This window comes from Actinoplanes rectilineatus, from assembly GCF_000962825.1.
Lineage (GTDB): Bacteria > Actinomycetota > Actinomycetes > Mycobacteriales > Micromonosporaceae > Actinoplanes > Actinoplanes rectilineatus.
On sequence record NZ_JZKF01000011.1, the window covers coordinates 139,404 to 151,185 of the forward strand.

At 70.8% G+C, this 11,782-nt stretch carries 13 protein-coding genes; 7 read left to right on the forward strand and 6 right to left on the reverse strand.

The genetic code is table 11. The features are described 5' to 3' along the window. Positions 1-21 precede the first annotated feature (21 nt). The 3 genes from WH85_RS11665 (at position 22) to WH85_RS11675 (ending at position 2,288) form a co-directional block, all read left to right on the forward strand. Positions 22-465, forward strand: coding sequence for an Lrp/AsnC family transcriptional regulator (locus WH85_RS11665; protein WP_045741793.1), 444 nt, complete (start codon positions 22-24; stop codon positions 463-465). A gap of 114 nt (positions 466-579) precedes the next feature. After that, positions 580-1,506, forward strand: a complete 927-nt coding sequence (locus tag WH85_RS11670) for a hypothetical protein (protein WP_045741794.1) — start codon at positions 580-582, stop codon at positions 1,504-1,506. Further along, a complete protein-coding gene (locus WH85_RS11675) occupies positions 1,503-2,288 on the forward strand; it encodes a hypothetical protein (RefSeq protein ID WP_045741795.1) in 786 nt (261 codons plus the stop codon). Before WH85_RS11670 ends, WH85_RS11675 begins: the two co-directional genes overlap by 4 nt. Before the next feature lie 122 nt (positions 2,289-2,410). Here WH85_RS11675 and WH85_RS11680 read toward each other — a convergent pair whose 3' ends face one another. From WH85_RS11680 to WH85_RS11695, 4 genes are all read right to left on the reverse strand, one after another. Further along, the gene (locus tag WH85_RS11680; protein ID WP_045741796.1) at positions 2,411-2,977 is read right to left on the reverse strand and encodes a TetR/AcrR family transcriptional regulator; all 567 of its coding nucleotides are present in this window, start codon (positions 2,975-2,977) and stop codon (positions 2,411-2,413) included. Positions 2,978-3,505: 528 nt separating this feature from the next. Beyond that, positions 3,506-3,928 carry a hypothetical protein gene (locus WH85_RS11685; protein ID WP_157410939.1) on the reverse strand — a complete coding sequence of 141 codons (423 nt, stop codon included), beginning with the start codon at positions 3,926-3,928 and terminating at the stop codon, positions 3,506-3,508. Beyond that, positions 3,925-4,092, reverse strand: a complete 168-nt coding sequence (locus tag WH85_RS50290) for a hypothetical protein (RefSeq protein WP_157410940.1) — start codon at positions 4,090-4,092, stop codon at positions 3,925-3,927. Before WH85_RS50290 ends, WH85_RS11685 begins: the two co-directional genes overlap by 4 nt. 167 nt (positions 4,093-4,259) lie before the next feature. Further along, positions 4,260-5,723 carry an MFS transporter gene (locus tag WH85_RS11695; RefSeq protein WP_045741798.1) on the reverse strand — a complete coding sequence of 488 codons (1,464 nt, stop codon included), beginning with the start codon at positions 5,721-5,723 and terminating at the stop codon, positions 4,260-4,262. Positions 5,724-5,800: 77 nt separating this feature from the next. Between WH85_RS11695 and WH85_RS11700 the strand changes: the two genes are divergently transcribed. Further along, the gene (locus tag WH85_RS11700) at positions 5,801-6,493 is read left to right on the forward strand and encodes a TetR/AcrR family transcriptional regulator (protein ID WP_045741799.1); all 693 of its coding nucleotides are present in this window, start codon (positions 5,801-5,803) and stop codon (positions 6,491-6,493) included. A 35-nt stretch (positions 6,494-6,528) separates the two neighbouring features. On the opposite strand, the gene WH85_RS11705 is transcribed toward WH85_RS11700, so the two are convergent. Next, complete coding sequence (locus WH85_RS11705) at positions 6,529-7,266, reverse strand: class I SAM-dependent methyltransferase (RefSeq protein ID WP_045741844.1); 738 nt, start codon at positions 7,264-7,266, stop codon at positions 6,529-6,531. A 175-nt stretch (positions 7,267-7,441) separates the two neighbouring features. On the opposite strand from WH85_RS11705, the gene WH85_RS11710 reads away from it, so the two are divergent. Then, complete coding sequence (locus WH85_RS11710) at positions 7,442-7,633, forward strand: CsbD family protein (protein ID WP_045741800.1); 192 nt, start codon at positions 7,442-7,444, stop codon at positions 7,631-7,633. 60 nt (positions 7,634-7,693) lie between these two features. Here the strand turns inward: WH85_RS11710 and WH85_RS11715 are convergent, their stop codons facing one another. Further along, positions 7,694-9,046 (reverse strand): KamA family radical SAM protein, encoded by a 1,353-nt coding sequence (locus WH85_RS11715; protein WP_045741801.1) that lies wholly within the window; start codon positions 9,044-9,046, stop codon positions 7,694-7,696. Positions 9,047-9,182: 136 nt separating this feature from the next. On the opposite strand from WH85_RS11715, the gene kdd reads away from it, so the two are divergent. After that, complete coding sequence (gene kdd / locus WH85_RS11720) at positions 9,183-10,211, forward strand: L-erythro-3,5-diaminohexanoate dehydrogenase (RefSeq protein ID WP_211275342.1); 1,029 nt, start codon at positions 9,183-9,185, stop codon at positions 10,209-10,211. 23 nt (positions 10,212-10,234) lie between these two features. After that, a complete protein-coding gene (locus WH85_RS11725; protein WP_045741802.1) occupies positions 10,235-11,773 on the forward strand; it encodes an amidohydrolase in 1,539 nt (512 codons plus the stop codon). The last annotated feature ends 9 nt before the right edge of the window (positions 11,774-11,782 follow it).

Here is an 11,782-nt window from a genome sequence, read left to right on the forward strand (position 1 = left end):
ACGAACGGTAGGGTTGCGCCCGTGGAAGAGATCGACCAGGCGATCGTGACGGCCCTGACAGTGGACGGCCGGCTGTCGTACACCGACCTGGCCGAGCGGGTCGGCCTCAGCGTGTCCGCCGTGCACCAGCGGGTCCGGCGCCTCGAGCAGCGTGGCGTGATCGCGGGCTACACCGCCCGCGTGTCGTACGAGGCGCTGGGCCTGCCGTTGACCGCGTTCGTGGCGATCCGCCCGTTCGACCCGTCGCAGCCCGACGACGCCCCGGAACGCCTGGCGCACCTGACCGAGATCGAGTCGTGTTACTCGGTGGCCGGTGAGGACTTCTACACCCTGCTGGTGCGGGTCAAGTCCCCGTCCGACCTGGAGCGTCTGCTGCAGGACATCCGGACGGCCGCGAACGTCACCACCCGCACCACTGTCGTGTTGTCCACGCCGTACGAGAACCGCCCGCCCCGGATCGGGTGAGATCCGGCCCGCGCCCGGTCACCGGGTCGGATTTCCCTCTGTCGCGCGTTCTCCGCATCTTCATAGGCTGCGGGCCTGATGTCGTGTCGTGGAGAGACCGCCGGAGGCCGTGCGATGGGCGACGACCCCGACGATCTCGCCCGGCGCAGCCCGCTGGCGCTGGTCTACTACTACCTGATCGCGCTCGGCGGCACCGTCGCCAACGTGATCCAGGTGGCCAGCACCGGTGATCTGACACGGGAGGGCCTGACCATCCTCGCGGTGCTGGTCGCGGCGAGTGTGCTGCCGGCGGCGTACCAGGTGGGACGCAAGCACGAGCGGGCCGCCGCGGAACCGGCCGCCGTCGTGGAGAGACCGCCGGTGGCCGAGCTGGTCGACACGAACACCGCGCTGGAGACCACCCTGGCCGGGTACCGCCCGTACTGGGACGACCTGACGATCGTCTTCGACCTGGGGGAGCGGCCCGGCGACGACCGGGTCGAGGAGTTCCACGCGGTCACGCCGGTGCTGGGCCCGAACGTCTACTGGGGGCATTTCGAGGCGGCCAGCCGCGGTCCCACCCACGACCTGGACTGGGATTCGGTGGGTCTGCGCGTCGAGCGCACCCCGAAGCACCGCAGCGAACCGGAGCAGGCCGGTTTCATCCGCCTGCGCAGCCGGCTGCCCCGGGCGCTGGTCCTGTTCGCCCCGCCCAGCGACCGGGTCGAATGGTCGGCCCGGTACGTCTCGCGCGGCTACTGGGATCCGTTGCGCCGGGACCGGCACCAGAAGTTCTCCTGGATTCCGCCCGCGGTCGGCCTGGACGAGGAGTCCGGCCGGCGCAGCCCGGTCCGGTCGGTGACGTTCGTGTTCGGTGTCCCGCCGCAGCTGGGCACTCTGGCCGACCCCGGGTTCGTGCCGCCCGGGGTCACCTTCAGCAAGGACCGGTCCGGCCGGCACCGGTACACCGTCACCGCGGTGGGTGAGTTGCCCGGTGCGGGGCCGGCCGCCGACCCGATCAGCTGGTACCTCGAACTCGTCCGGCCGGGAGGCGCGTCGTGAAGCGGTGGCTGCCGGAGTTCGGCCCGGGCGCGTTCCGGTTCGCGGTGGCCGGCCTCGCGTGTGCGAACGCGATCCTCGCGGTCAGTGTCGACGGCACGCTGCGGCGTGGGCTGGCCGCCGGGGTGGCGCTGCTCTGCGTGGCCGCGGCGGTGCTGCTGCACCGGGGGGTGCCGCGGCCCCGGGTCCGGCTGCGCCGGCCCGTCTCCGACGACCGGGACGGTTTCACCGAGGACCTGGACCTGACGGTGTGGGTGGGGGCGCGGCCGGAGGACGACCGGGTGCTGGAGAAACGGTCCACGTTCTCGGCGCGTTCGTTGCGGCGGAGGGCACTGACACTGATCTCGGCCTATGCCGGTTCGGACACCCAGAATCCGCCGGTGACCCCGGAGATCGCCGTGAAGGGTCCGACCGTGGCGTCCTGGGAACCGTCCGGGAGCACGGGTCGCGGGGTGGTGTCGTTCGTTCCGCCGCCGCGCCCCGGGGAATTGCGGTGGTCGTTGTCCTACACGATTCCGCACGGGCTCTGGAATCCGTTACGCGCCAGTGGTGTCGACGTGTTCCGTTACGACCTGCGCGACATCCGCATCCGGCGCCTGACAGTGCGTTTCGTGTTTCATTCCGGTGCCCGGGCGGTCACTGTCCAGGAGCGCAATCGCCGGGGTACGCAGAGCGCCGAGTTGAGCGCCGACCGCGTCCGGACGGTGGTCTGGATTTCCGCGGAGCCCGCCACGGAGGCCCGCTACGAATGGGATATCCGCGTGGCCTGGCGTTCCACGGACTAGGCTGATAATCGAATCAGAGGGCGCCCCGGCCCGGGAGGCACGAACCGTGACGCCCGTGAACTCGGGAGGCGAGAAATGCTGACGAACAAGGGCGGCGAAGGCTCAGCGGGCTGACCGCCGTCTCACGAGAAAAGCAGGTCGAGTTGCGTTTCCAGCGCGGCTTTGGCCTGGTCCGGACTGTACTGCCCACCGAGCAGATACAGCCCCAGTCCTTCCATGATCGCCAGAAGTCCCGCCGCTGAGTTCATGGCGGCGGGACCGGGCAGCAGACCGGCGACGAACCCGAGCATCCGGTCGGTGTCGTCACGCAGCGCCACGGCGGCGTCCGGGCGCACCGCGGTGTAGGCGAGGAACGCCAGCGCCACCCGCCCGTCGGCCGCGCTCTCCTCGTCCAGCGGCAGGATCGCCGTGATGATCGCCCGCAGCATCTCCCGCGGTCCCGGCTGCGGCCCGAGCGCCGCCACCGCCGCGCCGACCCGTTCCTGGCTGCGCTCGCGCATCGTGGCAAGCGCGAACGTCATCATCTCGTCCTTGTCGCGGAAGTAGTGCTGCACCATCCCGGCGGACACGCCGGCCTCCGCGGCGACGTGCCGCAGGCTGACCGCTTCCAGGCCGCGTTCGGCGGCGACCCGGCGCAGCGCGTCGGCGATCAGGGTGCGGCGGCTGCCGCGGTCCACCTTCTTGGGCATGGCTGCGATGGTGTCACAGAGCAATGCACCTAGCCTCCTAGGACGCGGTAGAGGCTGTGCGGTGCCGCCCAGTGAGCCACTGACGGCAAACTGCTCAGGATTGAAATCGTGTCTCGGGTACGGCCGAAGTCCGTCCCGTGCACTGACCAGCAAGGTTCGGCCGTCAGCCATGCAGGGAAACCGACCACGGCTCCCGGCGCCGACCCGCCAGACACGTTTCGTCATCAGGGTCCGAAGCCCGTCCGCATGGTGATTTCGGGCGCGCTGGACGCCCAAAGTCACCACACCCATGGGGCTGTGTTGATTACGGGCGCCCAGCGCGCCCGAAGTCACCACACCGGCTCGGGTGTGTTGTTTTCGGGCGTGCTGGGCGCCCGAAGTCACCACACCGGTGGTGGGTGTGGTGATTACGGGCGGGCTGGACGCCCGAAGTCACCACGCGGAACCCGACCATGAAACGTGTCCAGGCCGGCCGTGATGAAGCCTGCGGCCCCGTCAGTGAAGCGACCCGCTCAGCGACCCGTGACGTCAGTCGTCAGCGATGTCGTCGTCGATCCGGATCGTCATGCTGCCGCCCTTGAGCGCCTCGTAGGCGGTGTCGTCGTGGGTCAGGATGTCGATGCCGTACTCCACCGCGGCGATCGCGGCCAGCGCCCGCTCGTAGTCGCCGAGCAGCGCGCGCAGGGTCGTCACGGCCCGCCAGTCGGCCGGGTCGTCGGTGAAGACGAGGACGCTGGGGTGCGCGATGAGCACCTCGATCGCGTCGAGACGGTCCGGTGTCAGGGTGGCCGCGGCGGACAGGCACGGCAGCGGCACCAGCACGGCGCCGTGTTCCTCGTCGATCTCGATGAGGAGTTCGCCGACGGTGAGGGAGCCCTGGGCGTACGCGGAGACCGCCGAGGTGTCGAGCACGAGCAGGGGGACGCGACCGTGCAGAGGGTCGTCGCTCACGCGGCCTCGAGGCGGGCGCGCAGCGCGGCCCGGGCTTGCGGGTCGCGGGCGGCGCGGGCGGCGTCGATGCGCTGCCGGGCGCGGGCGAGGCCGCCGGGCCGGACGGTGATGCCACGTTCGGCGAGCACCTCGCGGAGCGGCCGTTCGGCGGTGGGCTGAGTCATGCCGCCCAGGATACGGCGCGTACGGGAGCGGTAACCAGCCCGTTCTTCGCCGGGCATCGTCGCGGGCGTCGGTGAGGCGACCGACAGGTCACCGTGGTCGGCGTCGAGGGCCCTGCCGGCGTCTGATCGTTTCGTCCTGGGCCCTGGTGTGCTGTGGTCCTTGTTGCTCATTCGCCGGAGGGGGCGGTGACGGGGATCTCGGCGCTGCGGAGGGCGGCCCATCCGATCAGTGCGGCGCACAGCGCGGTGAGGGTCAGGGTGGCGGTGGTGACGGCGTTCTCGAACGTGTGGATGCCGGCGGCGGTGGCGCCGACGGTGATCAGGGTGCCGCCGAGGGCGGCGGCGACGATCGTGCCGGTGACGGCTGTGCCGACGCTGCCGGCGACCTCCTGGCTGGTGTCGCTCATGGCGGCGCCGATCGAGGTCTGGTCCTCCGGCAGGCCGCGCATGACGGTGACGCCGGCGATGGTGGCGACGATGCGCATGCCGGCGGCGGTCAGCGCCAGGGCGATCGCGATCCACACGTAGCCCTGCCGGCCGAGGAGGCCGTAGATGAGCATGCCGGTCAGGAACGACGAGGCGCCGAGGATGCCGGCGCGGTGGGTGCCGAGTGTGTCGACGATCTTCTCGACGAACGGGCCGATGGCGAGCATCACGACGACCTGGGGGAGGTTGCCGAGTGCGGCCTGTGCGGGGGACCAGCCCCAGACGAGTTGCAGTTGCAGGGTGACGGTGAAGGCGATGACGGCCGTGCCGAGGCCGAGTGCCGCCTCGTACGCCAGGCTGGCGGCGACGGCGGGGCGCTTGAGCAGGACGAAGTCGAACATCGGGTGGGTGGTGCTGCGCTCGCGGACGACGAAGGCGACGGCGGCGAGGACGGTGCCGGCGGCGGCCGTCCAGGGGGTGGGCGTGTTCCAGCCGTCCTCGACGGCGAGGGTGGCGGTCCACAGGGTGAGGATGAGTGTGGCGGTGCCGAGCAGGGCGCCGGGCAGGTCGAGCGGGGTGGTGTTGCGCTTGGCCGGGTCGTCGGCGGGGATGCCGAAGCGGATGCAGCCGATGGCGAGCAGGGCGATCGGCACGTTCATCACGAGCAGGGTCTGCCAGGGCAGGATCTGCAGGATCAGGCCGCCGACGGTCGGGCCGATCGCCATGCCGACCAGGCCGACGGTGACGATCAGGGAGGTCGCCCGCATCAGCAGGTTCTCCTGGTCGAACAGGCGGAAGCAGAGTGCCATGGTGCCGGGCGCGGTCATCGCGGCGGTGATGCCGATCGCGGCGCGGACCGCGATCAGCTGGCCCGGTGTGTGTACGAACAGTACGGCGAGGTTCGCCAGGGCGAACAGGCTCAGGCCGATCAGCATCATTCTGCGGGTGCCGTACCGGTCGGCGATCGCGCCGAACGCGATCATCAGGCCGCCGAACAGCAGTGAGTAGCCCGAGGTGATCCATTGCAGGGCCGAGGTGGAGGCTTTGAGTTCCTGGGCGATGGTGGGCAGGGCCACGTTGAGGACGGAGTTGTCGAGCATCTCCACCAGGAAGACCACCGACAGGCCGAGGATCGCGGGCCAGACGGCCCGCAGGGAGCCTGCGTGCGGTCTCCCGGGGACTTCCTTGATCACGGCGACGTTCATGAACCCCTCCTCTGGAATGACGTTCCAATGCTCGACCGAGTATGGAATGCCGTTCCAAGATGTGTCAAGATAGGCGTATGCCGCCGCCGAAGAGCCGAACCCGTCGCACCGATGCCCTGTCCCGCGAGGTCGTCGTGCGGGCCGCCGTCGAGCTTCTCGACGAGCACGGCGAGCGGGGTCTGACGTTCAAGCTGCTCACCGAGAGGCTGCAGACCGGGGCCGGGGCGGTGTACTGGCACGTGGCCAACAAGGACGAGCTGGTCCTGATGGCCGCCGACCATGTGATCGGCGCCGCCCTGGCCGCGCTGAGTCCTGAGCCGGACGGCGACGCGGAGGCCCGGATGCGGGCGCTCGCGCTGGCCGTCTACGACACCCTGGACCAGCACGGCTGGGCGGCGCCGCACGTCATCGCGGTCCACACCATGCCGCACACCATGGGTCTGCTGGAACGCATCGGTGGTCTCCTCGCCGAGACCAGGCTGCCCGCCGGGCGGCACTTCACGGTCGCCACGGCGATCCTCATCTACCTGACCAGTGTCACCGCGCAGGACGCCGGGCGGGCGTCGGCGGTCGAGCCGGGCGTCAGCCGCGACGGTGTGCTCGAGCACGAGGCGCGGCAGTGGGCGGCGCTGGACCCGCGGGCGTTCCCGTTCGTGACCCGGATCGCCGCCGACCTGGCTCGTCACGACGACCGGGAGCAGTTCCTCACCGGCCTCAACCTGCTGCTCGACGGCCTACGGGCGCAGGTGGCCGCGGAGCACGACAGCTGATCGAGAAGCAGGCGTGGTCGGGGGAGGGCCTCAGGTCAGGTCAGGTCGGCGCGGGCGCAGGCGGTGACGTAGGGCAGGGCGTGGGTGCTGCGGCCGAGCAGTGCCGGGTGGGTCGCGATCAGTTGGCGGACCTGGGCGAGCACGGCGGCGCGTTCGTCGGCGGGCAGCAGGATGATGCCGCTGCGGGAGGCGACCATGTCGAGCATCTCGTCGGCCTCGAGGTGGTGTGCCCAGGTGAAGGATTGCTCGGTGACGTCGCCGAAGGGCGGGCCGATGCGGCTGTCGCGGTTCATCTCGGCGCTGCCGATGATCTCGCCGAGGCGGGCGACCCAGTCGGTGCGTTCGTCGCGGAGGTTCCAGATCAGGCCGAGGCGGCCGCCGGGGGTGAGGACGCGGGCGATCTCGGGGAGGGCCCGGGCGGCGTCGACCCAGTGCCAGGCCTGGGCGACGAGGACGACGTCGACGTGTGCGTCGGGCAGGGGGATGGTCTCGGCGCTGCCGACGTGGGCGGGGACGTCGGGCAGGACGCGGGTGAGTTCGCCGAGCATGCCGGGGGAGGGGTCGACGGCGACGACGTCGAGGCCGCGGGCGCGGATCTGGCGGGTGAGTTTGCCGGTGCCGGCGCCGAGGTCGAGGACCCGCGGTTCGCCGGCGGGCAGGAGCCAGGTCAGGGCCTCTTCGGGGTACGGGGGCCGGCCGCGCTCGTAGGCTCCGGCGGCGGCGCCGAACGATGCGGCGTGGTCGGACGGTCCGGGGGTGACGGGTAGCTCCATGATCACGATCCTAGACCCTATTGTCCTAGGATGCTCTAGGCGCTGTGTCCGGCGTCGCCGACAAGTCGGGTGGTTTCAAAAGGAAGCCCTGCGGGCATCACATCCCCGGAAGACAAAAACGACGAGATACGGCTGAACCGGACACGTTCCGGCACGACCGAGGAGGAGTTCGACGATGAGCATCACCGACAAGGTCAAGAACAAGGCCGACGAGCTGGCCGGCAAGGCGAAGCAGGGCATCGGCGAGGCGACCGGCAACGACCGGATGGTCGTCGAGGGCCAGGCGCAGGAGACCGCGGCGCACGCCCGTCAGGCGGGCGAGCACGTGAAGGACGCCGGCCGCGACGTCCGCGACGCCTTCAGCTGACCCACGCTCCCACGAGAATGCCCCGGCCGTCACCGGCCGGGGCATTCTCGTGTGCAGAGCTCAGGCGACGGTCAGCGTCGTCGCCTGCTGCTTGCGCCACCAGTCCTGGCCGGCCCGGGGCAGGGTGTCGATCGGGTCGTAGTAGGCGTGCAGTTTGGTGAGGGCGTCGCCGTCCGCGGCCTCGATCGAGGTGCGGTAGTTCTTCGTCCAGTACGAGATGCCGTGTTCCCGGTCGTACTCGGCGACCATGTGCACCCACCGTTTGCCGACGAAGGGGACGTCGCAGACGATGCGCGGTGTCGCGTACCCCGGCAGGTAGCCCATCATGTCGTGCTGCAGTTGCTGGGCGTGCCAGACGGGCACCCGCCAGTGCTCGGCGTTGGGGATCATGTCGCACATGTAGAAGTAGTACGGCAGGATCCCGGACTCGCCCTGCAGGGCGAAGCACAGGTCGAGCAGGTCCTCGGTGGTGGCGTTGACGCCGCGCATGAGCACGCCCTGGTTGCGGACGTCGCGGACGCCGACCTCGAGCAGGGTGCGGACGGCTTTCGCGACCAGGGGGGTCAGCGAGTTCACGTGGTTGACGTGGGTGTGCACGGCGAGGTTGACGCCGCGGCGTTCGGCGGTGACGGCGACGCGGTGCATGCCCTCGACGACGTCGTCCTGCAGCCAGTGCTGGGGGAGTCCCATCAGGGCTTTGGTGGCGAGGCGGATGTCGCGGACGGTCGGGACGGCGAGCAGGCCCATGAGGTATTGCTCGAGTTGTCTCCAGGGGACGTTGGCGACGTCGCCGCCGGAGACGACCACGTCGCGTACCCCGGGATGGTCTTTCAGGTATTGCATGTGGGCGGCGTAGCGGTCGACGGGTTTGAGGGTGAGGCGCAGTTTGTCGACGGTGGGGGTGCTGTTGCCGACCAGGTCCATGCGGGTGCAGTGGCCGCAGTACTGCGGGCAGGTGGAGAGCAGTTCGGCGAGGACCTTGGTGGGGTAGCGGTGGGTGAGGCCCTCGGCGACCCACATGTCGTGTTCGTGGAGGCTGTCGCGGGCGGCGTGCGGGTGTGACGGCCAGTCGAGGTGGCGGTCGGTGGCGACCGGGAGCATGTAGCGGCGGATCGGGTCGGCGTAGAACGCGGCCGTGTCCGGGGCCCGGTCGGCGACCATGGTGTTGAGCATCTGCGGCGGGATCAGCATCGACATGGTGGCCAGGCGTTGCTGGTCGGTCTCGAGGTCGGCGTAGAAGGTGTCGTCGACGAGGTCGCCGAGGACGGCGCGCAGTTGTCTGGCGTTCTTGACGCAGTTGACGCGTTGCCATTGGGCGGAGTGCCACTGGGCGGTGGTGACGGTGCGCCAGCCGGGGAACCGGGTCCAGTCCGGCTCGATCAGCTCGCGCCGGCGGTATTCGTAGGGCTGCACCGGTACCTCCCCGTGGTGGGCTGGCGGATCCGATCAACGTACTGGAGAATCTGCGGTCTGGTAAGCATGTTGACGGAGGATTTACGGTGTAGCAGCGTCTGGGCACGATTGTTTAACGTCGGGAGGGGTGTTGCGCGTGGTTTCGGTGGGTCTGGGGCGGGTGCTGGAGCCGGCCGGTGTGCTGCCGCAGGCGGCGTGGCGTCTGGACGCGTCGCCGGTGATCGGGCCGGACGAGGTGCGCATCCGGGTGCGGCGGCTCAATCTCGACGCCGCCAGCTATCGGCAGCTGGCGGGCAAGCATGAGGGTGACGGGGCGGCGATCCGGGCCGAGGTGCTGGAGATCGTGCGGTCGCGGGGCAAGATGCACAACCCGGTGACGGGTTCGGGCGGCATGTTGATCGGTGTGGTGGAGGAGGTCGGGCGAGAGTCGCCGCTGCCGGTGAAGGTGGGGGACCGGGTGGCGACGCTGGTGTCGCTGACGCTGACCCCGTTGCTGATCACCGACGGGTTGCGGGACTGGGACGGGCTGAGTGAGCAGGTGCCGGCGGACGGCACGGCGATCCTGTTCGGCCGGTCGATCGTCGGGGTACTGCCCGACGACCTGTCGCCGGAGCTCGCCCTGGCCGTCTACGACGTGTGTGGTGCGCCGGCGCTGACCGACCGGGTCGTCCGCGGCTGTCCGGGCGCGCCGACCGTGGCGGTGCTCGGCGGTGCGGGCAAGAGCGGTTCGCTGACCCTGGCCGCGGCGCGGCTGGCCGGTGCGCGCACGGTCGGGATCGTGCCGACCGAGGGCGAGGCGGCGACGTTGCGGGCCGCGGGTCTGGCCGATGCGGTGGCGGTCGCGGATGCGCGGAACCCGGTGGCGGTCGCCGGGGCGGTGGCGGGGGCGCTGGGGGGTCCGGCGACGATCACGGTGGTGTGTGTGGATGTGCCGGGTTGTGAGCACGGGGCGATCCTGTCGACCGCGCCGGGCGGGACAGTGATCTTCTTCTCGATGGCGACGAGTTTCCCGGCGGCGGCGCTGGGGGCCGAGGGCCTGGCTGCGGACGTGACGATGCTGGTCGGCAATGGGTATGTGCCCGGTCACGCGGAGTTCGCGGTGGGGTTGGTGCGTGCGGTGCCCGCGGTGCGTGCGTTGTTCGAGGCGCGGATTTCGGCAGACTGACGGTCATGACACACATTCCCCCCGTGAAGCGGGAACGCGTCCGCTACGTCAATGGCCGGTTCTACTCGGCTGCCGAGCCGCGGGCGACCGCGATGGTGACCGACGGTGGCGCGATCGAGTGGCTGGGCGCGTCGGCGGAGGCGCCGGTGGCGGACCGGACGGTGGATCTGGACGGTGCGCTGGTGACGCCGGCGTTCGTGGACGCGCATCTGCATGCGACGGACACCGGTCTGGCGCTGGACGGTCTGGATCTGTCCGGGGTGCGGTCGGCGGCGGCGTTGCTGGAGGCGGTGGCCGGGTTCGCGGCGTCGCGTCCGGCGGATGCGGTGGTGCACGGGCACGGCTGGGACGAGTCGACGTGGGCGGTGCAGACGCCGCCGTCGGCGCGGGAGCTGGACCGGGCGGCGGCGGGCCGGCGGGTGTACCTGTCGCAGGCGTCGGTGCATTCGGCTCTGGTGTCGGCGTCGTTGTTGCCGGTGGCGCGGGGTGTGGAGGGTTTCGACGAGTCGGGTTGGGTGCGGGAGCAGGCGCATCATGCGGTGCGGGAGGTGGCGCTCGGTGCGTTGACTCCCGCGCAGCGGACCGCGGCGCAGACGTCGGCTCTGCGGCGGGCGGCGCAGCTGGGGATCGCGGCGGTGCACGAGTGTGGTGGGCCGGGCACGTCCAGCGAGGACGATCTCCTGTCGGTGCTGCGGTTGTCGGAGCAGGGCCTGCCGCAGGTGTTCGGCTACTGGGGTGAGCTCGGTGGTGCGCGGCGGGCGCGGGAGCTGGGTGCGCGGGGTGCGGCCGGTGATCTTTATGCGGATGGTGCGCTGGGGTCGCGGACGGCGTCGGTGCGGTCGCCGTATGCCGATGGTGAGCATGGGTGTGGTGAGGCGTTCGTGACCGCGGAGCAGGCGGCGGAGCATCTGCTCGACTGTGTGCGGGTCGGTGTCCAGGGCGGTTTCCATGCGATCGGGGATGCGGCGATCGCGGCGGTGCTGGAGGGTTTCGCGCTGGCGGCGAAGCAGGTCGGGGTGGAGACGCTGCGGGAGGGGCATCACCGGATCGAGCACGTCGAGCTGATCGACAAGGCGATGATCGCGAGGATGGTGGAGTTCGGGGTGATCGCGTCGGTGCAGCCGGTGTTCGATGCCCTGTGGGGTGGCCCGGACCGGATGTACGCGCAGCGTCTCGGGGTGGAGCGGGCGTTGGCGACGAATCCGATCGGTACGTTGCACGCGACCGGGGTGGCTCTGGCGTTCGGGTCGGATTCGCCGGTGACGGCGCTGGATCCGTGGGCGGTGGTGGTGGCTGCTGCGGCGCCGCGCAATCCGCGGTTCCGGATGAGTGTGCGGGCGGCGTTCGCGGCGTCGAGCCGGGGTGGCTGGCGGGCGGCGGGCGTGTCGGAGCGGGTGGGTGTGCTGGCGCCGGGGCATGCGGCGACGTTCGCGGTGTGGGACACGCCGTCGGGGTTGGCGCAGGGACTTCCGGCGCTGTTGCCGGATATCGACGGGGTGGTGCCGGGCCGGCCGGTGTGCCGGCGCACGGTGCTGCACGGCGAGACGATCTTCGAGTTGTAGGGGAGGGCT

Coding starts and splice junctions, on each gene's coding strand:
- WH85_RS11670 (WP_045741794.1), top strand. CDS start 580: ATGGGCGACGACCCCGACGATCTCGCCCGGCGCAGCCCGCTGGCGCTG.
- WH85_RS11680 (WP_045741796.1), bottom strand. CDS start 2,977: ATGCCCAAGAAGGTGGACCGCGGCAGCCGCCGCACCCTGATCGCCGAC.
- WH85_RS50290 (WP_157410940.1), bottom strand. CDS start 4,092: ATGACTCAGCCCACCGCCGAACGGCCGCTCCGCGAGGTGCTCGCCGAA.
- WH85_RS11695 (WP_045741798.1), bottom strand. CDS start 5,723: ATGAACGTCGCCGTGATCAAGGAAGTCCCCGGGAGACCGCACGCAGGC.
- WH85_RS11700 (WP_045741799.1), top strand. CDS start 5,801: ATGCCGCCGCCGAAGAGCCGAACCCGTCGCACCGATGCCCTGTCCCGC.
- WH85_RS11705 (WP_045741844.1), bottom strand. CDS start 7,266: ATGGAGCTACCCGTCACCCCCGGACCGTCCGACCACGCCGCATCGTTC.
- WH85_RS11710 (WP_045741800.1), top strand. CDS start 7,442: ATGAGCATCACCGACAAGGTCAAGAACAAGGCCGACGAGCTGGCCGGC.